25 protein-coding genes and 1 tRNA gene are annotated in these 24,027 nt (G+C 72.6%); 15 read left to right on the forward strand and 11 right to left on the reverse strand.

Annotated features, from left to right (window positions below; genetic code table 11):
- Positions 1 to 63: 63 nt before the first annotated feature.
- Positions 64 to 1,365, forward strand: coding sequence for a CDP-glycerol glycerophosphotransferase family protein (locus NUH29_RS13500; protein WP_258799745.1), 1,302 nt, complete (start codon positions 64 to 66; stop codon positions 1,363 to 1,365).
- A 6-nt stretch (positions 1,366 to 1,371) separates the two neighbouring features.
- Here the strand turns inward: NUH29_RS13500 and NUH29_RS13505 are convergent, their stop codons facing one another.
- Positions 1,372 to 2,316: a hypothetical protein gene (locus NUH29_RS13505; RefSeq protein WP_258799746.1), complete on the reverse strand. Its 945-nt coding sequence runs from the start codon at positions 2,314 to 2,316 to the stop codon at positions 1,372 to 1,374.
- 143 nt (positions 2,317 to 2,459) lie between these two features.
- Between NUH29_RS13505 and NUH29_RS13510 the strand changes: the two genes are divergently transcribed.
- Genes NUH29_RS13510 through NUH29_RS13525 form a run of 4 tightly spaced genes read left to right on the forward strand, consistent with a single transcriptional unit; the run spans position 2,460 to position 6,779 of the window.
- On the forward strand, positions 2,460 to 3,419 hold the full coding sequence (locus tag NUH29_RS13510) for a hypothetical protein (RefSeq protein ID WP_258799748.1): 960 nt from the start codon (positions 2,460 to 2,462) through the stop codon (positions 3,417 to 3,419).
- Positions 3,416 to 4,627: an acylneuraminate cytidylyltransferase gene (locus NUH29_RS13515; RefSeq protein ID WP_258799749.1), complete on the forward strand. Its 1,212-nt coding sequence runs from the start codon at positions 3,416 to 3,418 to the stop codon at positions 4,625 to 4,627. Before NUH29_RS13510 ends, NUH29_RS13515 begins: the two co-directional genes overlap by 4 nt.
- Entirely contained in the window at positions 4,624 to 5,499 is an 876-nt protein-coding gene (locus tag NUH29_RS13520) for an N-acetylneuraminate synthase family protein (RefSeq protein WP_258799750.1), read from the forward strand. Before NUH29_RS13515 ends, NUH29_RS13520 begins: the two co-directional genes overlap by 4 nt.
- Positions 5,500 to 5,537: 38 nt before the next feature.
- Positions 5,538 to 6,779 (forward strand): DUF6716 putative glycosyltransferase, encoded by a 1,242-nt coding sequence (locus tag NUH29_RS13525; RefSeq protein WP_308445781.1) that lies wholly within the window; start codon positions 5,538 to 5,540, stop codon positions 6,777 to 6,779.
- Here NUH29_RS13525 and NUH29_RS13530 read toward each other — a convergent pair.
- The 3 genes from NUH29_RS13530 to NUH29_RS13540 are packed head-to-tail and all read right to left on the reverse strand — an operon-like array spanning position 6,764 to position 9,094.
- Complete coding sequence (locus NUH29_RS13530; RefSeq protein WP_258799752.1) at positions 6,764 to 7,525, reverse strand: ABC transporter ATP-binding protein; 762 nt, start codon at positions 7,523 to 7,525, stop codon at positions 6,764 to 6,766. The genes NUH29_RS13525 and NUH29_RS13530 overlap by 16 nt on opposite strands.
- The gene (locus tag NUH29_RS13535; RefSeq protein WP_258799753.1) at positions 7,525 to 8,346 is read right to left on the reverse strand and encodes an ABC transporter permease; all 822 of its coding nucleotides are present in this window, start codon (positions 8,344 to 8,346) and stop codon (positions 7,525 to 7,527) included. The genes NUH29_RS13530 and NUH29_RS13535 overlap by 1 nt, the downstream gene beginning before the upstream one ends.
- 55 nt (positions 8,347 to 8,401) lie before the next feature.
- Positions 8,402 to 9,094 (reverse strand): phosphocholine cytidylyltransferase family protein, encoded by a 693-nt coding sequence (locus NUH29_RS13540; RefSeq protein WP_258799754.1) that lies wholly within the window; start codon positions 9,092 to 9,094, stop codon positions 8,402 to 8,404.
- A gap of 249 nt (positions 9,095 to 9,343) precedes the next feature.
- Here NUH29_RS13540 and NUH29_RS13545 point away from each other — a divergent pair, with 249 nt between their 5' ends.
- From NUH29_RS13545 to NUH29_RS13555, 3 genes are read left to right on the forward strand one after another with little or no spacing between them, the layout of a single operon-like run.
- Positions 9,344 to 10,531: an ABC transporter ATP-binding protein gene (locus tag NUH29_RS13545; RefSeq protein ID WP_258799755.1), complete on the forward strand. Its 1,188-nt coding sequence runs from the start codon at positions 9,344 to 9,346 to the stop codon at positions 10,529 to 10,531.
- Positions 10,507 to 12,108 carry a hypothetical protein gene (locus tag NUH29_RS13550; RefSeq protein WP_258799756.1) on the forward strand — a complete coding sequence of 534 codons (1,602 nt, stop codon included), beginning with the start codon at positions 10,507 to 10,509 and terminating at the stop codon, positions 12,106 to 12,108. The genes NUH29_RS13545 and NUH29_RS13550 overlap by 25 nt, the downstream gene beginning before the upstream one ends.
- Before the next feature lie 38 nt (positions 12,109 to 12,146).
- Positions 12,147 to 12,410 (forward strand): DUF3039 domain-containing protein, encoded by a 264-nt coding sequence (locus NUH29_RS13555; protein WP_258799759.1) that lies wholly within the window; start codon positions 12,147 to 12,149, stop codon positions 12,408 to 12,410.
- A 46-nt stretch (positions 12,411 to 12,456) separates the two neighbouring features.
- Here the strand turns inward: NUH29_RS13555 and NUH29_RS13560 are convergent, their stop codons facing one another.
- From NUH29_RS13560 to NUH29_RS13570, 3 genes are all read right to left on the reverse strand, one after another.
- Positions 12,457 to 13,800 (reverse strand): nicotinate phosphoribosyltransferase, encoded by a 1,344-nt coding sequence (locus tag NUH29_RS13560; protein ID WP_258799761.1) that lies wholly within the window; start codon positions 13,798 to 13,800, stop codon positions 12,457 to 12,459.
- A gap of 57 nt (positions 13,801 to 13,857) precedes the next feature.
- The gene (locus NUH29_RS13565; protein ID WP_258799762.1) at positions 13,858 to 14,559 is read right to left on the reverse strand and encodes a hypothetical protein; all 702 of its coding nucleotides are present in this window, start codon (positions 14,557 to 14,559) and stop codon (positions 13,858 to 13,860) included.
- Between the two features lie 77 nt (positions 14,560 to 14,636).
- Positions 14,637 to 15,167 carry a hypothetical protein gene (locus tag NUH29_RS13570; protein WP_258799763.1) on the reverse strand — a complete coding sequence of 177 codons (531 nt, stop codon included), beginning with the start codon at positions 15,165 to 15,167 and terminating at the stop codon, positions 14,637 to 14,639.
- Between the two features lie 238 nt (positions 15,168 to 15,405).
- Between NUH29_RS13570 and murI the strand changes: the two genes are divergently transcribed.
- Positions 15,406 to 16,275 (forward strand): glutamate racemase, encoded by an 870-nt coding sequence (murI, locus tag NUH29_RS13575; RefSeq protein ID WP_373317459.1) that lies wholly within the window; start codon positions 15,406 to 15,408, stop codon positions 16,273 to 16,275.
- Between the two features lie 34 nt (positions 16,276 to 16,309).
- Entirely contained in the window at positions 16,310 to 17,074 is a 765-nt protein-coding gene (rph, locus tag NUH29_RS13580) for a ribonuclease PH (RefSeq protein ID WP_258799765.1), read from the forward strand.
- Here rph and NUH29_RS13585 read toward each other — a convergent pair.
- Positions 17,071 to 17,649: a GNAT family N-acetyltransferase gene (locus NUH29_RS13585; protein ID WP_258799766.1), complete on the reverse strand. Its 579-nt coding sequence runs from the start codon at positions 17,647 to 17,649 to the stop codon at positions 17,071 to 17,073. The genes rph and NUH29_RS13585 overlap by 4 nt on opposite strands.
- Before the next feature lie 135 nt (positions 17,650 to 17,784).
- Entirely contained in the window at positions 17,785 to 18,423 is a 639-nt protein-coding gene (locus tag NUH29_RS13590; protein ID WP_258799767.1) for a GNAT family N-acetyltransferase, read from the reverse strand.
- Between the two features lie 80 nt (positions 18,424 to 18,503).
- On the opposite strand from NUH29_RS13590, the gene NUH29_RS13595 reads away from it, so the two are divergent.
- From NUH29_RS13595 to NUH29_RS13615, 5 genes are all read left to right on the forward strand, one after another.
- On the forward strand, positions 18,504 to 19,478 hold the full coding sequence (locus NUH29_RS13595) for a hypothetical protein (protein WP_258799768.1): 975 nt from the start codon (positions 18,504 to 18,506) through the stop codon (positions 19,476 to 19,478).
- 22 nt (positions 19,479 to 19,500) lie between these two features.
- Positions 19,501 to 20,079, forward strand: a complete 579-nt coding sequence (gene rdgB, locus NUH29_RS13600; protein WP_258799769.1) for an RdgB/HAM1 family non-canonical purine NTP pyrophosphatase — start codon at positions 19,501 to 19,503, stop codon at positions 20,077 to 20,079.
- Positions 20,080 to 20,147: 68 nt separating this feature from the next.
- The gene (locus NUH29_RS13605; RefSeq protein WP_258799770.1) at positions 20,148 to 21,068 is read left to right on the forward strand and encodes a cation diffusion facilitator family transporter; all 921 of its coding nucleotides are present in this window, start codon (positions 20,148 to 20,150) and stop codon (positions 21,066 to 21,068) included.
- Between the two features lie 13 nt (positions 21,069 to 21,081).
- Positions 21,082 to 21,675 carry a metal-dependent transcriptional regulator gene (locus tag NUH29_RS13610; RefSeq protein ID WP_258799772.1) on the forward strand — a complete coding sequence of 198 codons (594 nt, stop codon included), beginning with the start codon at positions 21,082 to 21,084 and terminating at the stop codon, positions 21,673 to 21,675.
- Between the two features lie 10 nt (positions 21,676 to 21,685).
- Positions 21,686 to 22,912: an Nramp family divalent metal transporter gene (locus NUH29_RS13615; protein WP_258799773.1), complete on the forward strand. Its 1,227-nt coding sequence runs from the start codon at positions 21,686 to 21,688 to the stop codon at positions 22,910 to 22,912.
- A gap of 3 nt (positions 22,913 to 22,915) precedes the next feature.
- Here the strand turns inward: NUH29_RS13615 and NUH29_RS13620 are convergent, their stop codons facing one another.
- Together NUH29_RS13620 and NUH29_RS13625 are read right to left on the reverse strand one after the other, a co-directional pair.
- Complete coding sequence (locus NUH29_RS13620; protein WP_373317460.1) at positions 22,916 to 23,695, reverse strand: DedA family protein; 780 nt, start codon at positions 23,693 to 23,695, stop codon at positions 22,916 to 22,918.
- Positions 23,696 to 23,803: 108 nt separating this feature from the next.
- Positions 23,804 to 23,884, reverse strand: a tRNA-Leu gene (locus tag NUH29_RS13625).
- Positions 23,885 to 24,027 lie beyond the last annotated feature (143 nt).

Below are 24,027 nucleotides of genomic sequence, written 5' to 3' on the forward strand. Positions count from 1 at the left end.
CGTCCGGGTCGTCGCCTGCTGGTGTAATGGTTCGGGCGCGCGGGCGCCGAGAAGGGGCGGGCGATGGGGATCGCGAGCGATCTGCGGGCTGCGCGGAAGGTGCTGCGCAACGCGCTGCGATCGCGGACCACCCGTCGGGAGCTGGCCCACCGCATCGAGACCGAGGGCACGGGTGAACCCGCCGAGGTGCACATCGCCGTGTACTTCGCCGACACCCGGGTGAACCTCTACCAGATCCGCCAGTGGTACGCGCCGCTCGCCGAGCTGGCCGCGACCCACCCGGTCACGATCCTCACCCGCAGCCCCGGCGCGACGCTCACCCTGAAGGACGAGTCGCCCGTCCCGGTCGTGTACGCGCGGCGCGTGACCGACCTCGAGGCGTTCGTCGGCCGGCACGATGTGCGGATGGTGTTCTACGTCAACCAGAACACCAAGAACTTCCAGATGTTCCGCTACGGCCGCATGTGGCACGTGTTCATCAACCACGGCGAGTCGGACAAGATGTACATGACCACCAACCAGTTCAAGGCGTACGACTACGCCCTGGTGGCCGGGCAGGCGGCCGTCGACCGCCTCTCGACGAAGCTGTGGGCGTACGACGTCGCCACGAAGGCGATCCCGATCGGACGCCCGCAGGCCGACCACTTCGCGGGCGAGGTGCCCTACCCCGACGACGATCGCATCGTCGTGCTGTACGCCCCCACCTGGGAGGGCGACCGCCCGGCGGCCGCCTACGGCTCGATCGCCTCGCACGGCGTCGCGCTCGCCCGGGCCGTGCTCGCCTCGCCGGCGCACCGGCTCGTGTACCGCCCGCATCCGCGGTCCGGGGTGATCGATCGCGACTACCGCGCGGCGAACGAGAGCATCATCGCCTCGATCGCGGCGGCGAACGCCGCCGACCCCGCCGCGCACCACGTGTACGACGACGGCCCCCAGCTCGGCTGGCAGCTGGCCGCCGCCGACGTCGCCGTCACCGACATCTCGGCGATGGTGTACGACCGCCTGGCGGTCGGCAAGCCCATCCTCGTGGCCCGCCCGTCGTCACCGGACGCGGAGGTCGACGAGCAGGGCTTCCTCGGCGCGGCCGAGTGGTTGCGCGCCGAGGATGCGCCCCAGGTGCTGGCGGCGGTGGATCGGGCGCTCAACGACGAGTCGGCCCGATCCACCCTCGCCTTCTGGTCGCAGCACCACTTCGGCGACACCTCGCCGGGTGCCGCGACCGCGCGCTTCCACGATGCCGTCGACCGCCTCGTGGCGGAGTGGGAGCGCTTCGCGACGATCCACGCCGCCGATCCCCGCACCTCGGAGTCGGATCCGTTCGACGACGACGAGGACGACGAGGCGATGCCGACCTCGGGCGACTGACGCCGCTCAGCCCGGATGCGGCGGGTTGCGCTTCGCGGCGCGGATCGCCCGCCGCTCGCCCGCGGCGACCGCCCGCTCGGCCCTCTTCGTGGCACGCGGTCCCGGCGCCACCACCTTGGGCTGGGTGCTCGACGGGAAGACGTACGGCGGGGGACCGAACGCGGTGCGCGCCGTCTTCACGACCCGGCGGCCGAGCAGCTGGTTCGCGGTGCCGCCCACGACCGCCCCGACTCCGAAGGGGAGCACCCGGCCGACGATCCCGCCGCCCGCGGAGGCCAGCATGCGCGGCAGGTACACCTTGCGCACCCGATCCATGAACTGGGTGACGGCCGTGCGGGGCAGGTTCTTCGCGATCAGCGTTCCCCAGAACTCGGGCTTGGCGGGGCCGCGCCCGGTCGCCTGCCCGGTGAACTGCGCGATCAGCTCCTGCGAGGGGCCGCCGATGACCATCGCCAGCACGAGCGCGCGCCCGCGCTCCGGGTCGTCGACGGGGATGCCGTGCAGTTCGGCGACCGACTGGGCGAACAGCGCGGTCGCCTCGAGGAACAGCACCGTCTCGGCGCCCGAGAGCGCGAGCGCGGCGCCGGTGCCGACCGCGGGCACCGCGGCCGCGACACCCACCCCGGCCCCGCTCGTGGTGACCGTGGTGAGGTAGCGCCGCTCCAGGATCCGCAGCACCTGCTCGGGGGTCGCATCCGGGTACCGCGAGCGGATGCCGCGCAGGTGCGCGAGCACGGCGGGGCGGTGCACCGACATGACCCGGTCGAGCAGCTGGTCGAGCCGCGAGTCCCCGGCACCGCCCGCGACCTCGTCGCCCGCCGCACCGGGCGTCTCGGACCCGCTCACGGGCGGCAGCACGGTCGGGGTCGGCGGGGCGGCCGGCACCAGCTCGGACCCCGGGCCGACCGGATCCGCGGCCGGCCCCCGGCGCTCCGCGGCGGACTCCTCCATCCCCCCAGGCTATGCGGCGGTCCCCGGAAGCGCATGCGCGGCGAATTCACCCGCCCACACCCGGTCGTTCACCGAGGCCACCCCGGGCGCTCACCGACGCGGCGTTCGCTGGTCACCGAGCAGGTTGACCACGGGGAGGGCCGATGCCGCGCAGCTCGCAGCAGGCGCATCCGGCGCTCGCGTGGGTGGAATCCCCGCTGCAGCTGCTGAGCGCCGCCGAGTGGGCCGCCCGCCGGCTGGCCGACACCGGGCAGCCCACGCGGGTCGTCTACCGCATCCTCGATCCGCAGGTCGTCGCCACCGCCGAGCTGCTGCACCGGATGGGGGCGCCGTTCGCGCGCTTCGAGCCGTACTACGGCATCCCGTGGACGGCGCTCGGCACGGCACGGCACTGGGTGCTCGGCGACCCGCTCTCGGGCCAGGCCCGCGCGGCGACCGCGGTGCTGCCCGCACCGCGTCGGCTGAGCATCGTCGACGACGGGGCGATGGTCGTGCACACCGTGCGGGCGATCCTGGGCGAGGTGCCCTTCGGCCGCCCCGGGCAGCGGGAGTCGCGCGCCAAGGTGCTGCTCGGCGAGCTCGCGGGGGAGAAGCTGCGTCGCCTCGCCTCCGAGCGACGCCTCGAGCTGTTCACCGCCTTCACCGCGGCCCATACTCCGGCGGAGCGCCTCGGGGCGGCGGTCGAGGTCAACCGCTTCCCCTGGCTGCGCGCGGCGGCGCGGCGCGGCGGCGCGCCCCGCATCCCGTTGCCCGCGGACCGCATCGCGCTCGGCACGGCGCGCGTCGTCGACGGCCTGCTGCGTCCCTCCGCGCACCTCGAGTGGGTGCGGGCGCTCGCGCGCGCGGCGCCGCTCGCCTACCTGCCCCACCGTCGGGAGCCGGTCGAGCTGCTCGACGCGGTCGCGGCGATCCCCGGCGTGACGGTGGTGCGCACCGGCGTGCCCGTCGAGCTGGTGCTCGCCGCGGCGAGCGACCCGCTCGAGGTGCACACGCTGCGCTCGAGCGCGTCGGTCACGCTCGCCGCGGTGCTCGCGGGCACCGGCAGCGTGATCCGCTCCGGATCGCCGCGCACCGCGGCCGAGACGCAGGAGGCGGACGCGTGAGCGAGGTCGTGGCGATCATCCCGGCCCGCGGAGGCTCCCGCGGGGTGCCCAGCAAGAACCTGCGACGCGTCGGGGGCGTGCCGCTCGTGGCGCGCGCCGTCGAGAGCGCGCTCGCCGTGGCCGCGATCGATCGGGTCGTGGTGTCGACGGACGATCCGGAGATCGCCGAGGTCGCCCGCGCCCGCGGCGCCGACGTCGTCGACCGGCCTGCAGAGCTCGCCGGCGACACCGCGAGCTCCGAGTCGGCGATCGACCACACCCTCGAGACGCTCGCCGAGCACGGGATCGAGGTGGGCGTCGTGGTGTTCATCCAGGCGACCTCGCCCTTCATCGATCCCGCCGACATCCAGACCGCGATCGGCACCGTGCGCGACGGGTCCGCCGACTCGGTGTTCTCGGCGGTGCCGTCCTGGGGCTTCCTCTGGCGCCCGGCCGCGGAGGGCGGCTTCGAGGGCGTCAACCACGATCCGCGGCGCCGACCGCGGCGGCAGGACCGCGCGCCCGAGTACCTCGAGACGGGCGCCTTCTACGTGCTGGACGCGGGCGGATACCGCCGGGCCCGCCATCGCTTCTTCGGCGTGGTCGCGGCATCCGTCGTCGCCGAGGCCCACGCGATCGAGATCGACACCGAGGAGCAGCTGCGGATGGCGACGGCGATGGCCGCCGTGGTCGACCGCGTGCCGCCGCTCGACGTGGACGCCGTCGTGACCGACTTCGACGGGGTGCACACCGACGACCGGGTGCTGATCGGCCAGGACGGGTCGGAGTTCGTCACCGTCAGCCGCTCCGACGGGATGGGTGTCGCCCGGCTGGTGCGCGCGGGCGTTCCCGTGCTCATCCTCTCGACCGAGCGCAACCGGGTGGTGGCCGCCCGTGCCCGCAAGCTCGGTGTCGAGGTGCGGCACGGACTCGACGACAAGGCGAGCGCGCTGCGCGACTGGGCGGATGACACGGGCGTCGCCCTCGACCGGATCGCCTATCTCGGCAACGACGTCAACGACCTCGAGTGCCTCGCGCTGGTCGGGTGGCCGATCGCCACGCCGGGGGCGCATCCGCTGGTCCGCGCAGCGGCACGCATCGTACTCGACCACCGTGGTGGCGACGGCGCCGTGCGGGAGCTGGCCGACCGCGTGCTCATCGCGCGCGAGCCGGACGCCGCACGCATCGTGGCGCCCGCCCCCGCCCGCCCACGAGAGGACACCCCGTGACCGCCGTCGCCATCGGATCGCACCGGATCGGACCCGACCAGCCCGTGTACGTGATCGCCGAGATCGGGCTCAACCACAACGGCGACGTCGGGCTGGCGAAGGCGCTGATCGACGTCGCGGCGGATGCGGGCGCCCAGGCCGTCAAGTTCCAGAAGCGCACGCCCGACATCGCGACCCCCGAGCACATGCGCGAGGTGCGCCGCGAGACGCCGTGGGGCGAGATGAGCTATCTCGAGTACCGGCACCGCGTCGAGTTCGACCGCGCGCAGTACATCGAGATCGGCGACCACGCGACGCTCCGCGGGCTGGACTGGTTCGCCTCGCCGTGGGACGCGCCCTCCGTGGCGTTCCTCGAGGAGCTCGGCGTCGTCGCCCACAAGGTCGCCTCCGCGTCGGTCACCGACCACGAGCTGCTGCGGGCGCTCGCGGCGACCGGCAAGCCGATCATCCTGTCGACCGGCATGTCGACGCTCGACCAGGTCGACGCCGCCGTCGAGATCCTCGGCTCCGAGCGGCTCGTGATCCTGCACGCCACCTCGACCTACCCGCTGCCGCCCGAGGAGGCCAACCTGCGCACGATCGCGACGCTCCAGGGCCGCTACCCGGGGGTGCCGATCGGCTACTCGGGCCACGAGCGGGGACTGCAGATCTCGCTGGCGGCGGTCGCGCTCGGGGCGACGGCGGTGGAGCGGCACATCACCCTCGACCGCACGATGTGGGGATCGGACCACGCGGCCTCGCTCGAGCCGACCGGGTTCGAGCACCTGGTGCGCGACATCCGGATCATCGGCGAGGCGCTGGGCGACGGGGTCAAGCGGGTGTTCCCGGGTGAGCTCGCCCCCATGGAGAAGCTGCGGCGGGTGACCGTCTGACCGGGCGGCCGGCATCCGTCGGCGCGCGGATCCTCGCGATCGCCGACAGCGACTCGTACCTCAAGTGGGCCGCGGCCACGCTCGCCACGGCGCCGACCGGGATGCGGCGCACCGTGCTGCTGGTGCGCACCCCCGCGCTGCCGAGCCCCGGACAGCGCGCGGCCGCACTGCTCGGCACGGGCTTCGACCCCGATGACGTCGAGACCGTCGCGCTCGGCGAGCTCGCGGATCGCGTCGCCGCGCTCGCACCCGACGTCGTGCTCGTCGCGACGCGGGGCCCGCAGGCGCGCGTGCTGCTGCGCGAGCTCGGCGCGCTCCACCCCCGCCCAGTGCTCGTGTCGGGCATGCCGGGCATCTCGATCCCGGCGACCCGCAAGGCGCTGTTCTTCCGGGCGCAGGCCGAGCTCTTCGTGGTGCACAGCCACCGCGAGGTGCGCGAGTTCGCCGAGCTCTCGCGGGCGCACGGCTGGGATCACCGCGTCACCCTCGCCGCGCTGCCCTTCGCGCGCCCCGGCCGGGTCGCCGCTGCGGAGGGGACCGACCTCGTGTTCGCGGTGCAGTCGCTCGTGCCCGCCGCGCTGGAGCAGCGACGCGAGGTGGCGCGGATGCTGCTCGCGGCCGCGGCGGCGGATCCCGGACGGCGGGTGGTGGTGAAGGTGCGCGCCCGGCCGGGGGAGCGGCAGACGCACGACGAGCGGCATCCGATCCCCGAGCTCGTTTCCGAGGAGGCCGCGGGGTCGACGGCCCCGGCGAATCTGCTCGTCTCCGACGCGTCGATGGCGGCCGCGCTCGACGGGGCGGAGGGCCTCGTCACCGTCAGCTCGACGGCGGCGGTGGAGGCGATCGCCCGCGGCGTGCCGGTGATCGCCCTGTCGTCGTTCGGCGTCGCGGACGAGCTGATCAACATCGTGTTCGTCGGGAGCGGCCTGTTCGGCGGTGCCGACGACGTGATCGCGCGACGCTTCCGTCACCCGGAGCCCGGGTGGCTGACGGCGAACTACTTCCACCCGCCGGGCGACGACCGGCTCTGGTCCGACGTCGCCGAGCTGGTGGCGGCGCGTCGCCGCGGCGAGAGCCCCGCACGGTCCGCCCTGCCCGTCGCGGGCGGGCGGATGCGGCTGCGCTGGCAGCGCGTGCGCGCCTTCCCGGGCAGCGGCCGCGGGGTCGCGGATGCCGCGGTGCTCGCCGTCGGCGTGCCGGCGCACGCCGTGCTGACGGGTATCCGTCGCGCCGCAGCCGCGATCCGGCGGCGGCGCGGTGACGCTCAGGTGGTGCCGTAGTCGGCGTTGTAGCGCTCGACGACCTCGCGGATCGGGGCGTCGAGCACGAGCGCCCCCTTGTCGAGGTAGAGGCCTCGCGTGCAGAAGCGCAGCAGGTCGCGCTCGCTGTGCGACACGAAGAACAGGGTGCGTCCGCCCGCGAGCAGCTCCTCGATGCGGGTGTAGCACTTCTCCCGGAAGGCCTTGTCGCCCACGGCGAGCACCTCGTCGACGAGGATGATGGGCTCCTCGAGACGCGAGATCACCGCGAACGCGATGCGCACCTTCATCCCGCTCGACAGGTGCTTGTAGGGGGTGTCGACGAAGTCGGCGATCTCGGCGAACTCGATGATCTCGTCGAAGCGCTCGTCGATCTCGCGACGCGTCATGCCGTGCAGGCCGGCCGTCAGGTAGACGTTGTCGCGCACCGAGAGGTCGTTCACGAAGCCGCCCGTGATCTCGATGAGCGGCGCCACCCCGCCGCGCACCTCGACGGCACCCTCGTCGGGGTAGACCACCTGGGCGACCAGCTTCAGCAGGGTCGACTTGCCCTGCCCGTTGCGGCCGACCACGCCGATCGCCTCGCCCGCCCGCACCTCGAAGTCGACGTTCCGCAGCGCCCAGAACTCGCCGGGCCGGGTGCGCCGGTCGCGCCCTGCGAAGAGGTCCTTGAAGCTGCGCCGCGAGGACCGGTTGCGCTTGAACCGGATGCCGGCCCCGGTGACGGCGATGGCGACCTCGGTGCCGGGCGCGAGCGCGGCCTCCATCAGATCTCCTTCAGCACGGTGCGGATGGTGCGGCGGAACACGGCGACGCCGATGGCGAGGAGCGCGAGCGACATGAGCGCGGCCACTCCCACGGCGAACCAGTCGAGCTCGACGGGGAAGAACGCCGCCCGGTACAGCGAGAAGATGCCGGTGAGGGGGTTGAACGCCGCCCAGAAGTGGAAGTCGATCGGCGTGGTCGGCAGGTCGGGGATGCCGTAGATGATCGGCGAGGCGTAGAACACGAAGCGCAGCGCGAGCTTCACGGCGCGCTCGAGGTCGCGGAAGAACACCACGAGCGGTGCCACGATGAGCCCGATGCCCACGGTCAGGGCCGCCTGGATCGCGATCGCGAGCAGCGACCAGAGCGCCTCGACGTGCAGCTGGGCGGGGGTGTCCGACCACAGGCTGAGGATGGCGAACAGGGCGACCACCGGGATGCTCGCGGCGAACTCGATGCCCTTCGACAGCACGAGCCGCGTCACCCAGATGGTGCGCGGGATCGTGGTGGAGCGGATGAGCTTCGACTCGCGGGTGAACGCGCGCGTGCAGTCGGAGACCGCGCCGGTGAACCACATCCAGGGCAGCAGCCCGGTGAGCAGGAACACGATGTACGGCTCGTGTCCGACCCCGCGGCCGAACACCTGCGTGAAGACGAACCAGTAGATGCCCGCCATCACCAGCGGATCGAGGATCGACCAGACGTAGCCGAGGAACGACGTGGAGTAGCGCACCTTCAGGTCGCGCGTCGTCAGCAGCCACAGCGACCGCCGGTACCGCGTGAACGGCGACCAGTCGCGTCGGGACAGCGCGGCAGAGGTCACCGCAACAATCTATGTCCTTTGGCGCCGCTGTATTCCGCGGCGTGCGCAGAAGAACTCAGACGAAGAGGTTTGCGCGCTCCAGGTCTTCCGCGAAGTCGATCTCGACCGCGTACAGGTCGGAGATGTCGACCGGCTGGAAGCGGACGCCGTCGTGCTCGATCGCGAGCTCGATGCCCCGCTCGAAGTAGTCCTGCGCGTCGCAGCGCTGCAGCTGACGCACGAGCGCCGCCTTGTCGCGCGCCGAGACGAAGTTGATGCCGACCGCCTCGCCGAGCCCGCCGCGCACCGTCTTCGAGAGCTCGCGGATGTGGCCGGTCTCGTCGGTCGTGTACTTGACCTCCTCGTCGGACACCTTCGCGGTGTTGACCGAGACGAAGCTCTGGTCGCGGGCGACGAGGTCGCCGGCGCGCACGAGGGCCTCGGGGTCGAAGACGACGTCGCCGTTCATCCAGAGCACCGGGGCGTCCTTGGTGGCCTGGAGGGCGCGCAGGAGGCTCTTGGAGGTGTTGGTCTGGTCGTAGGCCTCGTTGTAGACGAAGTCGGCCTGCGGGAACGCCTCGATGATGTGCTCGAGCTTGTAGCCGACCACGATCGTCACCTCGACGTCCCGGCCGAAGGCCTGGTGGATGTTGTCGAACTGCTGGCGCATGATGGTGCGGCCGTCGCTCAGCTCGGTGAGCGGCTTGGGGAGCGAGCGGCCCAACCGGCTGCCCATGCCGGCGGCAAGGATCACGATCTGGGTGGTCACGGGGTCTCCTCGGTGAAGTCAGCGGTGCGGGCGAGGTTTTCCCTGCTGTTCACCCGCACGTCGATATAGGGACACGCCGTCGTGCTGATGCGAGTTTATCGACGGTCATTGGGAAGTCACGGTGAGTTCACCGTTCGTTCTCTTTTCGTGATAACCCCGTGCACGGCTGCTCGGAGCCCGTGTCATCCGCGCGGATGAATCCGTCCGACGGGATCCGAACCCCCTCCCGCGTATTGATACGGTGAACCGGTGGAGTCAGACCCCACCACCCCCACGACCTCCAGCCGGCGACCCACCGGCTCATCGGCGCGTCGTGGTTCCGCGTCTGCGGCCTCCCGGGCCCGGAGCGGCGCACCGCACGTCGTGCCGGCGCGTCCGGCCGCCCTCGTCGCCGCCGAGCTCGAGTCGAGCGCCGACGCGTTGAGCGCCGAGGTCGCCGTCGTCGCCCCCGAGCTGCTGCTGCACCGCGAGACCGATGCCGCGCCGGTCATGGACGATGCGGTCGAGGTCGTCGAGGCGGAGGCGGTCGTCGACGAGGCGGTCGCCGTCGACGAAGCGGTCGTCGAGGACGAGGTGGTCGAAGAGGTCGTGCAGCCGGAGCCCCGCGCCCCGCGGTCGAAGCGGCGTCCCGTGCGCGCGACCGCCCCCGAGTCACCCGCCGCCACGCCCGCCGAGGTCGAGGTGGCGCTCTCGGTGCAGGGGCTCACCAAGTACTTCGGCGGCTCTCCCGCCGTCGACGGCATCGACCTCGTGGTGGCACCCGGCTCCTTCTTCGGCATCGTCGGCCCGAACGGCGCGGGCAAGACCACGACGCTCTCCATGATCACAGGGCTGCTGCGCCCCGACGACGGGGTCGTGCGGGTGTTCGGCCTCGACGTGTGGCAGAACGCCACCCTCGCCAAACGCAAGATCGGGGTGCTGCCCGACCGCCTCCGCCTCTTCGACCGCCTGACCGGTGCCGAGTTCCTGTACCACGCCGGTGCGCTGCGCGGCCTCGACCGGGCCACCATCGCCCAGCGGGCAGCCGACCTCTCGGCGGCGTTCGGGCTCGAGCACTCGCTGCACCGGCTGGTGTCCGACTACTCGGCGGGCATGACCAAGAAGATCGCGATCGCCGCCGCCATGATCCACGCGCCGCGCCTGCTCGTGCTCGACGAGCCGTTCGAGTCGGTCGACCCGGTGTCCGCCGCGGTGGTCATCGGCGTGCTGCGCCGCTTCGTCGACGCGGGCGGCACGGTGATCCTCTCCAGCCACAGCATGGAGCTGACCGAGCGGGTGTGCGACGGCGTCGCCATCATCGCCGACGGCAGGGTGCTCGCGGAGGGCCGCATGGACGAGGTGCTCGAGGGGCGCAGCCTCGAGGAGCGATTCGTCGAGCTCGCCGGCGGCGAGGCGGCCGTGAAGGGCATGGAGTGGTTGCAGAACTTCTCCGACTGAGGCTGCGCATCCTGGCCAACGGATTCCGGCGGCCGGTTCCGCAGGTGATCGCGATCGTGCTCGGCCTGCTCGTCGCGGTCGCCGGGGTGATCGGCTTCTGGGCGGGCGCCCGGTGGGTCAGCCAGTTCGACGACGAGTTCGTGCAGCGCGCCACCACCACCGTCGGGGGATGGCTGATGCTCGCGGCCCTGCTGATCCCGATGATGGTCGTGCGTCGGCCGGTGCTGTCGGCGCGCGCCTTCCTCGGCTACCCGATCGGGTCGGTCACGGTGGCGCTCGCGTTCCTGGCCTTCGCCGTGGTGGGTCCGGGACTGCTGCTGATCCCGATGGCGATCGCCCCCGTGGTCGCCTGGCCCGACGAGAGCTCCCGCCAGGTCGCCTGGGCTGCGGCGCCCCTGATCTTCCTGCAGACGCTGCTCACCATCCAGCTCGCGCGGCAGCTCGGGATGGTGCTGCGTCGGCATCCGCGCATCGCCGGTTGGATCGACTTCCTCTCGGTGCTCGTGCTGCTCGTGGGCGGGGCGGTGATCGTGGTCGTGCTCGCGACGCGCATCCCGTCGCTGCTCGACCTGATCCGCACGGTCGCGCCGTTCAACACCTTCTTCCGCCGGGTGCCGGAGGTGCTCGCCGCGAGCCCGTTCGGCATGCTCTGGGCCGCGCCGGGCGAGGCGTCGTCGAGCATCGACGACCCCGCGGCGGCGTGGGGGGCGCTCGGCCTGTCGACGCTGCTCGTCGTGGTGCTGCTCGTCGTGTGGTTCGGCGTCATCGGGGCGCAGCTGAGCGCGACGCGTCGGCAGCCCGGCCCGCGTCGCGAGCGGGTACCCGGGCTGTTCGCCCGCTTCCCGGCGAGCCCGGCCGGCGCGATCGCCGCCCGCTCGCTCACCTACTGGCTGCGCGATCCGCGGTACCGGGCCGTGTACGCGGTGCTCCCGTTCATCCTCGCCATCACCCTGCTGGCGCTCTGGGTGGGTGGCGTGCCGTTCGAGATCGCGGTGCTGGTGCCCCTGCCGCTCATGACCTTCCTGCTCGGCTGGTCGACCGTGCACAACGACGTCGCCTACGACAACACCGCGGTCTGGCAGCACGTGGCGGCGCAGACGCCCGGCGCCGACGACCGCTGGGGTCGGGCCGTCCCGGTGCTGCTCTGGGGGATCGTGCTGCTGGCGATCGGCATCCCGCTGACCGCGTGGGGCTACGGCGACGTCGGGATCGCGGCACCGCTCGGCGGCGTCTGCGCCGCCCTGCTGCTCGGCGGCATCGGCGTCGGGAGCCTCTACTCGGCGCGGTTCCCCTACGCGGCGCCGCGGCCCGGCGACCCCGCCTGGCAGTCCCCGCAGGCCGCCACCAGCCAGGGCGGGGCGGCGCAGGGCATGTCGGTGCTGCTCGCGCTGCTCGCCGCCGCGCCCACCTTCCTGCTCGCGGCGGTGTGGTGGATGCACGGCGGCTACTGGGGCTGGCTGACCCTCGCCGCGGGGGTGCTGAGCGGGGCCGGTGTGCTGGCCCTCGGCGTGCGCGGCGGCGGGCGCAGCTTCGACGCGCGCGGCCCCGAGCTGCTCGCCTTCACGCTGCGCAACTGACGGCGGCGCGCCGGCCCGATCCGTCGTACCCTGGGCGGATGAGCGAGCTGGATGCGGATCGGATCGGCGGGGGCACCGACGTGCTCGACCGGGAGCTCGAGAAGCTCCTCGAGGGCGAGCTCACCGAGGACGGCGACCACGACCGCTTCGCCCACTACGTGCAGAAGGACAAGATCGTCGAGTCGGCGGTGACGGGCAAGCCGGTGCGCGCCCTCTGCGGCAAGAAGTGGATCCCGGGTCGCGACCCGTCGAAGTTCCCGGTGTGCCCCGACTGCCAGAAGATCTACGACCGCCTGAAGTAGCGCGCCTGCCGGTCGGCCGGCCGCCGAGCGGCGCAGCGGGCCCCGTCTACAGGTAGCGGGTCGGGATGGCGGGCTCGCCCCGTGACAGGCGCAGCGCATCCGCGGGCAGCTCCGCCATCGCGCGGGCGTGGTGCGCCCGTGCCGCCTCGACCCCCGCAGGCCCCCGGGCCTCGTCGACGGGCTCGCCGGCCGTCACGAGCGGCACGTGCAGCAGGCGCCCGGCGTCGGGTCCGAGGGCGGTGACGGGCGGGTCGTCGACGTGGATCTCCTCCGCGACCGCGACCCCGTTCCGAAGGGCGCGGACGGGCTGCTTTCGCCCCCCGACCGTGGCCTTGCCCTCCGACGACTTGCCGACCCCCACCCAGTCGCCGTCGGCGCCCTGGCGGGCCACGAGCTTGTAGACCATGTTCGCCGCGGGGGCGCCGGAGCCGGTCACGAGGGCGGTGCCGACCCCGTAGGAGTCGACCGGGGCGGAGGCGAGCGCCGCGATGGCGTGCTCGTCGAGGTCGTTGGTGACGGTGATGCGCGTGCGGTCGGCCCCGAGCGCGTCGAGCTGCTCCCGGACCTCCCGCACCACCACCCCGAGGTCGCCGGAGTCGATGCGCACGGCACCGAGCTCCGGCCCTGCGGCGCGCACCGCGTTCTCGACGCCCTGGCGGATGTCGTAGGTGTCGACGAGCAGGGTCGTGCCGGTGCCGAGGCTCGCGATCTGGGCCCGGAACGCGCTCGGCTCGTCGGGGAAGAGCAGGGTGAACGCGTGGGCGGCGGTCCCCATCGTCGGCACGCCCCAGGTGCGTCCCGCCTCGAGGTTGCTGGAGGCGCCGAACCCGGCGATGTAGGCGGCACGGGCGGCGGCGACGGCGGAGTGCTCGCCGGTGCGCCGCGACCCCATCTCGGCGAGCGGCCGCCCGCCGGCGGCCGACACCATCCGGGCGGCGGCGCTCGCCACGGCCGAGTCGTAGTTGAGCGTGGAGAGCGCGAGGGTCTCGAGCACGACGCCCTCGGCGAAGCCCGCCTCGACGACGAGCAGCGGCGACCCGGGGAAGTAGGGCTCGCCCTCGCGGTAGCCGCGGATGTCGCCCGTGAAGCGGTAGGAGGCGAGCCAGTCGAGCGCCTCGTCGGAGACCACGCGCTCTCGTTCGAGGTAGGCGAGCTCGTCGGGGCCGAAGCGGAAGTCGGCGATCGCGTCGAGCAGACGCCCGGTGCCCGCGACGACGCCGTAGCGGCGCCCGTCGGGCAGGCGGCGCGCGAAGAGCTCGAACACGCACGGGGTGTCGTGGGTGCCGGCGCGGAGGGCCGCGTCGATCATCGTGAGCTCGTAACGGTCGGTGTGCAGAGCGGCCGACACGAGGGGGGAGGCGGTGGGGTCGCGGGTTGCGTCGTCCGTCACGTCAGCCATCCTGGCACCGCGCGGGCCGCGGCGGTCGGGTCGTCAGCAGCCGGGCCCTCAGCAGCCGGGACCGTGGGGCGCGACCGTGCAGTCGCGGTCGACGAGCACCGTCTTGGCTCCGCCGGCGGTGATGCGCAGCTCGTTGGCGGGCAGCGTCAGGGTGCCGGCGATCGGGGTGAACGCGCCTCCCGACATCCGGTACTCGGCGTGGTAGACGATGCTCAACCGGATCGTGTAGTCGTCGCCGAGGCGGTAGACGTGGCTGGTCGGCGTGGCGTCGAACTCCCGCAACCCGAGGGCGGCCCAGGTGCCGCCCTTCGTCGCGAGAGTCGCGCCGGATCCGTCGCCGTAGTCCCACCGCCACGCGACCGGGGTGAACCGCACGTCGGCGGGCTGGCCGAGCAGGGTGCCCGCGACGACCTGCCGATCGACGATCGAGTAGATGTTGGCGGGCAGCCCGACGACGACCCAGCCGTCGGGCTCCATCCGCTGCACGCCCGGCGCGGGACGGAAGCGCGCGATGTCGGCGAGCGTGATGACGGTCACATCGAAGTCGTCGCGCGGCGCGCACCCGAGCGTGCTGGGGTCGACCCGGGTGCACGTGGCCGGGTCGGCGGGGGTGCCACCGCCGCCTCCGGGGGTGCCGGAGCCGGGGGTGGAGGTGCCGGAGCCGTCCGTGTCCGTGGCGGAGCCGTCGAGGACCGCGGCGTCGTCGTCGATGGATGCGCCGATGCTGCAATGGCCGAGATCGAACTCCAAGCGTGTGCACTGCTCACTGGCGGAATCAACCGCTATTGGGGTCGCGAGAAGAATGGAGACTGCGCCCAAGACGTGGACTAGCACACTCCGCCGCCATCCCAACTTGTTTGCGCCGCGATTCGCAAGCCGCCGTTCCAGACGAAAAGTACTTCTGATGCGGCCCGGTCGGGCCGACCCGGATCGACCACTGAATTGCCGGTCTCATCCACGATGTCCAGATTTGATCGGTCGTCACACACGTAAACCGCAATATCACCGGAACTCGCGTCAACGTCTTGCGGTGTCATGGCAAACGAGTAGGTGCCGACACCTTTCCAGCCCTGTTCCTGGAGCTCCTCATACGCGGGCAACTCCTGCGCGTACAGGTCCGCAGTAAGAAACGGTTCTAGCCTTTCCGGTTGACTACCGCCATCCGCTAGCACAGTCGCGACCGCAGTCAGGTACTTCCCATACGCCTCCTCCGCGGCGGCCAGCGCCTCCTCGTCCGAGGCGAAGACGGGGTCGGCATCCGGGGTGGGCGGCAGCGTGGGCATCGGCGCCGGGGTGGTGCAGGCCGTGAGCAGCAGCAGCGCGAGCGCCGGGGGGAGTAGACGAGCCGTTCTGCGCATGCGGCCACGCTAGGGCACCCGCGCGATCCGGCGGGAGCCCCATCCACAGCCCCGACATCCTCCCGGCGCCCGAATCAAGGATCCGAGCAACCCGAATCAAGGAGGTGCGCTCGCGGAACGCCCATATCCGGCTCAGCAGCATCAGGAGCCACGCCGGTTCCTTGATTCGGGTTGCTCGAGTCCTTGATTCGGGAGGAGGGGCAGGAGTGGCGGGGCGCGCGCAGGGCGGGGACGACGGATGCCGCGGGTACGCTGGGACACCGTGACCGCATCCGCTCCCGTCGACGCGCCCATCGGGGTGTTCGACTCGGGGGTCGGGGGGCTCACGGTGGCCCGCGCGATCCTCGACCAGCTGCCGCACGAGGCGATCCTCTACGTGGGCGACACGGCGAACGGCCCCTACGGCCCCCGCCCGATCGCCGAGGTGCGCGCGCTCGCGCTCGGCGTCATGGACGATCTGGTCGCCCAGGGCGTCAAGGCGCTCGTGATCGCCTGCAACACCGCCTCGTCGGCGGTGCTGCGCGATGCGCGCGAGCGCTACACGGTGGGCGCCGGCATCCCGGTGGTGGAGGTGATCCAGCCCGCCGTGCGCGCCGCGGTGCGCGCCACCCGCAACGGCCGGGTCGGCGTGATCGGCACGGTCGGCACCATCCAGTCGCGCGCCTACGACGACGCGTTCGCCGCCGCCGAGGGGCTCGAGCTCGTGAGCCGCGCCTGCCCGCGCTTCGTGGAGTTCGTCGAGGCCGGCGTCACGAGCGGACCGGAGCTCTTCGCCGTCGCCCAGGAGTACCTCACGCCGCTCATCGAGGCGGATGTCGACACGCTCGTGCTCGGCTGCACCCACTACCCGCTGATGTCGGCCGCGATCCAGTACGTGATGGGTCCCGGGGTGCGGCTCGTGTCGAGCGCCGAGGAGACCGCCGCCGACGTCTACCGCACGCTCGTGTCGCACGGCATCGAGAGGGGCGCCACGGCCCCGCCCCAGCACCGCTTCGAGTCGACCGGCGACGAGCGCGCCTTCCGCACCCTCGCCGCCCGATTCCTCGGCCCCGAGGTGCGGCACGTCGAGAACTTCCCGACCGGCGCCATCTCGGTGCTCGGCAGCTGATCCCCCGACCGCATCCGCCCGAACGGAGAACCGCATGACCGCCAGCCCCCTCGACGAGAGCGTCCGCGCCGACGGCCGCACCCCCGCGCAGCTGCGCCCCGTCACGATCGAACGCGGCTGGAGCGCGCAGGCCGAGGGCAGCGCGCTCATCTCGTTCGGCGGCACCAAGGTGCTGTGCACGGCGAGCTTCACGAACGGTGTGCCGCGCTGGCTCACGGGCAAGGGCAAGGGCTGGGTCACCGCCGAGTACGCCATGATCCCGCGCTCCACCAACGAGCGGATGGACCGCGAGTCCGTCAAGGGCCGCGTCGGTGGGCGCACCCACGAGATCTCGCGCCTCGTCGGACGCAGCCTGCGGGCCATCATCGACACGAAGGCGCTCGGCGAGAACACGATCGTGATCGACTGCGACGTGCTGCAGGCCGACGGCGGCACCCGCACCGCCGCCATCACGGGCGCCTACGTGGCGCTCGCGGACGCCGTGGCGTGGGGTCGCGAGCGGGGCTTCATCGGCAAGAACGCACGGGCGCTCATCGACACCGTGTCGGCGGTGTCGGTGGGGATCATCGACGGCACGCCGATGCTCGACCTCGCCTACGTCGAGGACGTGCGCGCCGAGACCGACATGAACGTCGTCGTGACCGGCCGCGGGCTCTTCGTCGAGGTGCAGGGCACCGCCGAGGGCGCGCCGTTCGACCGGCGCGAGCTCGATTCGCTGCTCGACCTGGCGCTCGCGGGCAACGCGGAGCTCGCGCGCATCCAGGCCGAGGCGCTCGGCGCGGAGCTCGCCGCCTCCTAGTCGCTGATCCGGCCGGGGAGGTCGAAACGGTCGAGGAACCGCCTCACCAGACGGTTCCGGGGTCGTCGCGCGTGCAGGTAGCCCGGCCAGCGGTTGGCCTGCTGCCAGGCCCCGGCGGCGTGCAGCAGGCTCGTGCCGATGTCGCGCCGACGGAACGCCGGGTCGACGTGGATGTGGTGCACGAGCCCGTCGCGGAACCAGCGCACCTCGCCCAGCTGCGCATCCGCCGGCACTCCGAGGCGCGCGAAGCCGAGCGACCCGACGATCGTGCCGTCGGGGAGCTGGTCGCCGGTGTAGGCGGCGATCGTCGCCGACGGCGCGCGCCCGTGCGATTCGTCGATGGCGAGGAACCAGAGCGGGGGAGCGTCGGGCGCGCGTTCGAAGGGGATGCCGACGTGCAGCAGACCGTGCGGCGTCGCCGAGGTGCGCCAGGCGAGGGTCGCGTCGTCCGGAACCCGGGCGACGTAGGCGCCCTCGGGGTGGCCCACGCCCTCCCACGCCTCCACGAGCGCCAGCCCGGTGTCGGTGCGCCCGAGCTCCCGGTACCAGATGGTGGGTTCCGACTGCGCGTCCATGGCGCCCCCGAGCTGTGGTCCGCCGGTGTCGGGTCGCCGCCGAGTGGCGCGGCCCGCGGATGCGGTCCGCGAGCTGAGATTATCTCGCGGTCGTTCCGGTCGCGAGCCCCCGAACAGGTGCCGACGAGTGTGCGATCAGCGGCCCTGGCGCGCGTCCGGATCCATCGCCGGCATCGTCTCAGTGAGGGGGGCGATCCGGCCGACGTGCCGCTTCGCCGCCAGGAACAGCTGGCCGAGCTGGGTGCGGCGGCCATCCGAGTGGATCCAGCCGGGCCAGCGGTTCGCCTGCTGCCACGCGCCCGCGGCGTACAGCAGGGTGCTGCCGATGTTGCGGCGTCGATGGTCGGGCGACACGTAGATCTGGTGCACCAGGCCGTCTCGGTACCAGCGCACCGCTCCGAGCTGGGCGTCCGACGGGATGCCGAGCGTCGCGAACGCGTACGGGGTGATGATCGTGCCGGGCGGGATGTCGCCCCCGGTGTAGGCGACGAGGTTGCAGGCCGCGGGACGTGCGCGCGGCTCGTCGACCGCCACGAACCACAGCTCGGGTGCGCCGGGTGCGCGCTCCTCGGGGATCTCCACGTGGAGCGCACCCCGCTCGGTGGCGCTCGACCGCCACACCAGGGCGGCGGCGCCCGGGTCGTCGTCGGAGTAGGCGCCGTCGGGGTGCGCGGGGCTCTCCCAGGCCTCGGCGACCCGGAGTCCGGATGCGGTGGCGCCGAGCTCCCGGTACCAGATGTGGGCGTCGTCGGATGTGCCGCGGTCGGGTGTCATCGTGGCTGGGAATCTCCTGATAGTGTGTGCGCGACCGCCACCCCGAGCGGTCGTGCGTGTTCGACCCGAGGAGCGCCGCGTTGAGGAAGACTACCGCCCTGCTGTCCGCTGGAACGATCGGCGTCGTCGCCGTGGGCGCGGGCGCAGCGGCTCCCGCCGCCGCCGTCGTGGACACCCCGTGCGAGACCTTCGCCGATCACGAGTCCATCGGGGATCCTTCGGACAACTGGTACATGGAGTGCATCCCCCAGTACGGCCTCGGCAAGGTCGAGTTCACGCTCGACGCGCCGGACAGCGGGTTCCCCGACGGGTTCGACCCGCTCACCGCGACCCGCAGCAACTCGCCGGACTCGTCCGGCGTCAACCCGTACTTCCAGGGCACCGGCTCCTTCTTCGGCGGCAGCTTCGACGACGTCGATTCGTGGATCCAGCCGCTCGCCGTCGACACCGACAACTCCACCGACACCTCGCTGCACCTCCTCGGATCCGTCGTCGCGCCCGTCACGAGCGCCGCGCCGATCTCCACCGTTCCGGATGCGGTGCTCGCGGCGTGCGGGTTCGACGCGGAGGACGTGTTCTCCGCCTACGCGACCACCTACGCCCCCGTGGCGACCACGTTCAGCTTCGTCGGCGAGGACGGGGTGACCTATTCGGCCCGCGTGTCGACGTCGCCCGACCCGACCTACTACGTCTTCACGGGCGACCTCGCGGATGTCGCCGGTCCCATCTGCGTCACCGACCTCATCCAGACGGCGGTCGGCGACCCCGACGCCGACATCTCGGACTTCATCGGGGTGATCCTCGGGCTCTTCCAGGTGCCGCCGCACGTGTGGGCGATCGACGCCGAGACGCTGAGCGACCCGGAGACCGCGCTCGCGTCGCTCCCGACCCTCGGTGACGCCTCGTTCGTGCCCCCGGCCCCGGCCGCCGCGCCCGAACTGGCGGCGACGGGAGCCGCCGACGCGACCCCGTTCGCCGCGGGCGCGGGCCTCATGGCCGCGCTCGGCACCCTCCTGACGGTGGTGGCCGCGCGTCGTCGTCGTCGCCTCGGCTGAGGGGTCGCCGTAGGCTCGCAGGGTGACCACCTTCGTCCTCGCGACCCACAACGCCCACAAGGTCGAGGAGCTGCGCCGCATCCTCGGTGAGCGACTCGGGCCGCACGAGCTCGTCGGCTACGACGGGCCCGAGCCGGTCGAGGACGGCGACACCTTCGAGGCGAACGCGCTCATCAAGGCGCGCGCCGCGTACGCGCACACCGGTCTGCCGTCGATCGCCGACGACTCGGGCATCGCGGTGGCGGCTCTCGGCGGCGCCCCCGGCATCCACTCGGCCCGCTACGCCGGCACGAGGGAGGACGTCGACAACTACACGCTGCTGCTCGCGAACCTCGAGGGCGAGACGGATCGCGCGGCCGAGTTCGTGTGCGTCGCGGCGCTCGTCGACGGCGACCGCGAGCTGACCGTGCGCGGCGTGTGGCCCGGGGCGGTGCTCGAGGCACCCGCGGGGGCGCACGGCTTCGGCTACGACCCGGTGTTCCGGCCCGACGGCATCGCCACCAGCTCGGCCGAGCTCACGCCCGACGAGAAGAACGCCATCAGCCATCGGTCCCGGGCCTTCGGTGGCCTGGTGGTGCAGCTGCGGGAGCTCTACGGCTGAGAACGGTCGTCATTCCCGAGAAGCCGGTCCCGGCCTCGCGGGGTGCCTGTCGCGCCTAGCCTGAAGGGGTGGGCAACGGACACGGGCACGATCATGCGCGCGCGGCGGGCGGCAACCGCGTGCGTCTCGCGATCGCGCTCGGCATCACGCTGCTCGTGCTGGTGGCCGAGGTCGTCGGCGCGGTGCTCTCCGGATCGCTCGCGCTGCTCGGCGACGCGGGCCACATGTCGAGCGACGCGATCGGGCTCGCGGTGGCGCTCGCCGCATCCGTCGTCGCCGCTCGCCCCGCGACCGACCGGCACACCTTCGGCTTCCAGCGCATGGAGGTGCTCGCGGCCCTCGCGAACGGCCTGATCCTGGTGGTCGTGGCGGCGGTGGTCGCCGTCGAGGCGATCGGCCGTCTCACCGGCGGCGCCGCGCACGTCGACGCCGCGCCGATGCTCGTGATCGCCGTCGTGGGCCTCGCCGCGAACGTCGTGGCGTTCCTCGTGCTGCGCGGCGGCGACCGCCGCTCGCTCAACCTGCGCGGCGCCCTGCTGGAGGTGTTCGGCGACCTGCTCGGCTCGATCGCGGCGATCGCGGCGGCCGTCGTGATCCTCGTGACCGGCTTCGCGGCGGCGGACGCCATCGCCTCCCTCGTGATCGCCGCCCTCATCGCACCGCGCGCGTTCCTGCTGCTGCGCGACGTCGTGCGGGTGCTCACCGAGTCGGCGCCGCGGGACCGCGACGTGGCGCAGATCCGCGAGCACCTGTGCGAGGCGGAGGGCGTGGTGGCGGTGCACGACGTGCACATCTGGAACATCACCTCGGGCGCACCTGTCTTCACCGCGCACGTGGTGGTCGAGCCGGGCGTGTTCGAGCGGGGCGAGACCCACGCGGTGCTCGATACGCTCGGCGGGTGCCTCGCGGAGCACTTCGACGTGGCGCACTCCACCTTCCAGCTCGAGCCCGCGGGCCACGCTGACCACGAGGAGCACGCCCATCGCTAGCGCCGCATCCTCGGTGATCGAGGACTACCTGAAGGCCATCTACGGGCACACCGAGTGGCAGGACGCGCCGATCACCGGCACCCAGCTCGCGGCGCGCCTGGGGCTCGTGCCGTCGACCGTCACCGAGATGGTGAAGAAGCTCGTGAGGCAGGGTCTCGTCACCCACGCGCCGTACGGGGCGATCGCGTTGACGGATGCCGGACGCGCGGCGGCCCTGCGCATGGTGCGCCGCCATCGGCTCGTCGAGACCTGGCTCGTCGAGGGCTTCGGGTACTCCTGGGACGAGGTGCACGACGAGGCGGAGGTGCTGGAGCACGCGCTGAGCGACCGGCTGCTCGATGCGATCGATGCGCAGCTCGGGCATCCGGTGCGCGACCCGCACGGCGACCCCATCCCGGATGCCGAGGGTGTCGTCACACGTCCGGACGCCGTGCTCGCGTCGGAGCTGCCGGCGGATGCGCGCGGCGCGGTCGCGCGCATCAGCGACCGCGATCCCGAGGTGCTGCGGCGCATCCGCGACGAGGGGATCGGGCTCGACACCGTCGTGGCGGTCGCCGAACTGCCCGCCGACGCCCGCGAGGCGGTCTGGATCGCGCCCATCCGCTAGATTTTTCGGTATGCCGAAAAATCGGGGTGCGCGCGGCGTCTGGGGGCTGCTCGGCCCCGCGATGGTCGCGGGCGTCGCCTATCTCGACCCCGGCAACGTCGCCAGCAACGCGAGCGCCGGGGCGCAGTACGGCTACCTGCTGGTCTGGGTGGTCGTGGTCGCCAACGCGATGGCATGGCTCATCCAGTACCTCTCCGCGAAGCTCGGCATCGCCACCGGCCGGAGCCTCCCCGCTCTGCTGGGGGAGCGCTTCCGCACCCGCCCGGCGCGCTACCTCTACTGGGCGCAGGCCGAGCTCGTGGCGATGGCGACCGACGTCGCCGAGGTGATCGGCGGGGCGATCGCCCTGAACCTGCTGTTCGGGCTGCCGCTGATCGTCGGCGGCGTCATCACGGGTGCGGTGTCGCTCGCGCTGCTCGTGCTGCACAGCCGTCGCGGGCCGCGGGTTTTCGAGCGGGTCGTGATCGGGCTCGTGGCGATCATCGCGATCGGCTTCTGCGCGGGTCTCGTCGTCGCGCCGGTCGACCCGGGGGAGGCGGTCGCCGGGCTCGTGCCGCGGTTCACGGATGCCGGATCGGTGCTGCTCGCGGCGTCGATCCTCGGCGCGACGGTCATGCCGCACGCCATCTACGCCCACTCGGCCCTCACCCGCGACCGCTTCGGGGCGGTCGAGGAGGGGCCGCGTCGTCGCCTCGTGCTGCGGGCCACCCGCATCGACGTGACGATCGCCCTCGCGATCGCGGGCACGGTGAACCTCGTGATCCTGCTGCTCGCCGCATCCACGCTGCCGGGGGTCGCCGGCACCGACACGCTCGAGGGCGCGCACGCGGCGATCGGCGCCGCACTCGGTCCGGTCGTGGCGACCCTGTTCGCGGTGGGGCTGCTCGCCTCCGGTCTCGCCTCGACGTCGGTGGGCGCCTACGCCGGCGCCGAGATCATGCAGGGGCTGCTGCGGGTGCGCATCCCGCTGCTGGTGCGCAGGCTGGTGACGCTGCTCCCGGCGCTCGTGCTGCTGCTCGTCGGAGCGCCGCCGACGCTCTCGCTCGTGCTGAGCCAGGTGGTGCTGTCGTTCGGCATCCCGTTCGCGCTGGTGCCGCTCGTGGCTCTCACCACCCGCAGCGCGCTCATGGGCGACGCGGCCAACCGCCCCTGGGTGACCGTGCTGGCGGCGGTCGCCGCGGCGCTGCTGATCGTGCTGAACGTGACGCTGCTGGTGCTGCTCGTGGTCGGCGGCTAGACCTCAGTCGTCGAGCAGCGTCGGGTCGAGCGCGACCTCGGCGTCGGTGAGCGGCTGGTCGCCGGCCTTGCGGGCGCGGCGCGCCTTCACGACCCCCTGCACGTAGTGGAACACCGTCGGGATCACCGCGAGGCAGATCGCCCCGAGCAGGATGAGGTCGATGTAGTTCGTGACGAAGTCGGCGAGCGGCGGGATGTAGCCGAGCAGGAAGCCGGCGAAGGTGAGCCCCGCACCCCAGATGAAGGCGCCGATCGCGTTGTAGAGCGAGTAGCGCCCGTACTTCATGTGGGCGACGCCCGCGGCGACGGGGGCGAAGGTGCGCACGATCGGCACGAAGCGCGCGATGACGATCGCGATCGGACCCCAGCGCTCGAAGAACTTGTTGGTGCGGATCACGTTCTCCTTCGAGAACAGTCCGCTCTCGCGCCGCTCGAAGATGCGCGGCCCCGCCTTGTGGCCGATGAGATAACCGACCTCGCCGCCGAGGAACGCGGCGAACGCGATCGCGAGACACACCCACCAGATCGGGATCTGGATGCCGGTGCCCGACTCGGTCATGGTGCCGGTGAAGCTCAGCAGGCCCGTGATGATGAGCAGGGTGTCGCCCGGCAGGATGAACCCGACCAGCAGGCCCGTCTCGGCGAACACGATGAGGCACACCACGAGCAGCGCCCAGGGGCCCGCCGCGACGATGATCTCGTGCGGGTCGAGCCAGGGGATGAGCCCCATGGGCGCGGCGGCGACGAGGGCGAGGGCGGCGGTGGTGAACGGCACGAGAGGCATCTCCTGAGCGTCGGTCGCCGGGGCGATCGGCGGGCGGGTTGCGTTCAGCGTAGCCGCTCACCGCATCCGTGAACCTGGGGGTTCACCCCCGGATGTGCGGGGGTCTCGTGCGGGAGGCGGGGCTCGAACCCGCATGCCGTGAGGCACAGGAACCTAAATCCTGCGTGTCTACCGTTCCACCACTCCCGCGCGGTGCGTTCAGTCTAGGGATCCGGCTCCGGTCCCGAATCAAGGAGTCGAGCAACCCGAATCAAGGAGTCGGTGTTGCGGGTGTGGCGGATGTCGGCTGGTGCGCACCCGGCGCGGCCGAGTTCCTTGAGATGGGTTGCTCG

It is taken from the genome of Protaetiibacter mangrovi, from assembly GCF_024752305.1.
In the GTDB taxonomy this organism is placed as follows: Bacteria; Actinomycetota; Actinomycetes; order Actinomycetales; family Microbacteriaceae; genus Homoserinibacter; species Homoserinibacter mangrovi.

What these genes read in the sequence shown, in the direction of transcription:
- rph (WP_258799765.1), top strand. Translation starts at nt 16,310, where the DNA reads ATGACCGCCAGCCCCCTCGACGAGAGCGTCCGCGCCGACGGCCGCACC.
- NUH29_RS13555 (WP_258799759.1), top strand. Translation starts at nt 12,147, where the DNA reads ATGAGCGAGCTGGATGCGGATCGGATCGGCGGGGGCACCGACGTGCTC.
- NUH29_RS13510 (WP_258799748.1), top strand. Translation starts at nt 2,460, where the DNA reads ATGCCGCGCAGCTCGCAGCAGGCGCATCCGGCGCTCGCGTGGGTGGAA.
- NUH29_RS13505 (WP_258799746.1), bottom strand. Translation starts at nt 2,316, where the DNA reads ATGGAGGAGTCCGCCGCGGAGCGCCGGGGGCCGGCCGCGGATCCGGTC.
- NUH29_RS13570 (WP_258799763.1), bottom strand. Translation starts at nt 15,167, where the DNA reads ATGCGCAGAACGGCTCGTCTACTCCCCCCGGCGCTCGCGCTGCTGCTG.
- NUH29_RS13615 (WP_258799773.1), top strand. Translation starts at nt 21,686, where the DNA reads ATGCCGAAAAATCGGGGTGCGCGCGGCGTCTGGGGGCTGCTCGGCCCC.
- NUH29_RS13500 (WP_258799745.1), top strand. Translation starts at nt 64, where the DNA reads ATGGGGATCGCGAGCGATCTGCGGGCTGCGCGGAAGGTGCTGCGCAAC.
- NUH29_RS13620 (WP_373317460.1), bottom strand. Translation starts at nt 23,695, where the DNA reads ATGCCTCTCGTGCCGTTCACCACCGCCGCCCTCGCCCTCGTCGCCGCC.
- NUH29_RS13585 (WP_258799766.1), bottom strand. Translation starts at nt 17,649, where the DNA reads ATGGACGCGCAGTCGGAACCCACCATCTGGTACCGGGAGCTCGGGCGC.
- NUH29_RS13530 (WP_258799752.1), bottom strand. Translation starts at nt 7,525, where the DNA reads ATGGAGGCCGCGCTCGCGCCCGGCACCGAGGTCGCCATCGCCGTCACC.
- NUH29_RS13590 (WP_258799767.1), bottom strand. Translation starts at nt 18,423, where the DNA reads ATGACACCCGACCGCGGCACATCCGACGACGCCCACATCTGGTACCGG.
- murI (WP_373317459.1), top strand. Translation starts at nt 15,406, where the DNA reads ATGCCGCGGGTACGCTGGGACACCGTGACCGCATCCGCTCCCGTCGAC.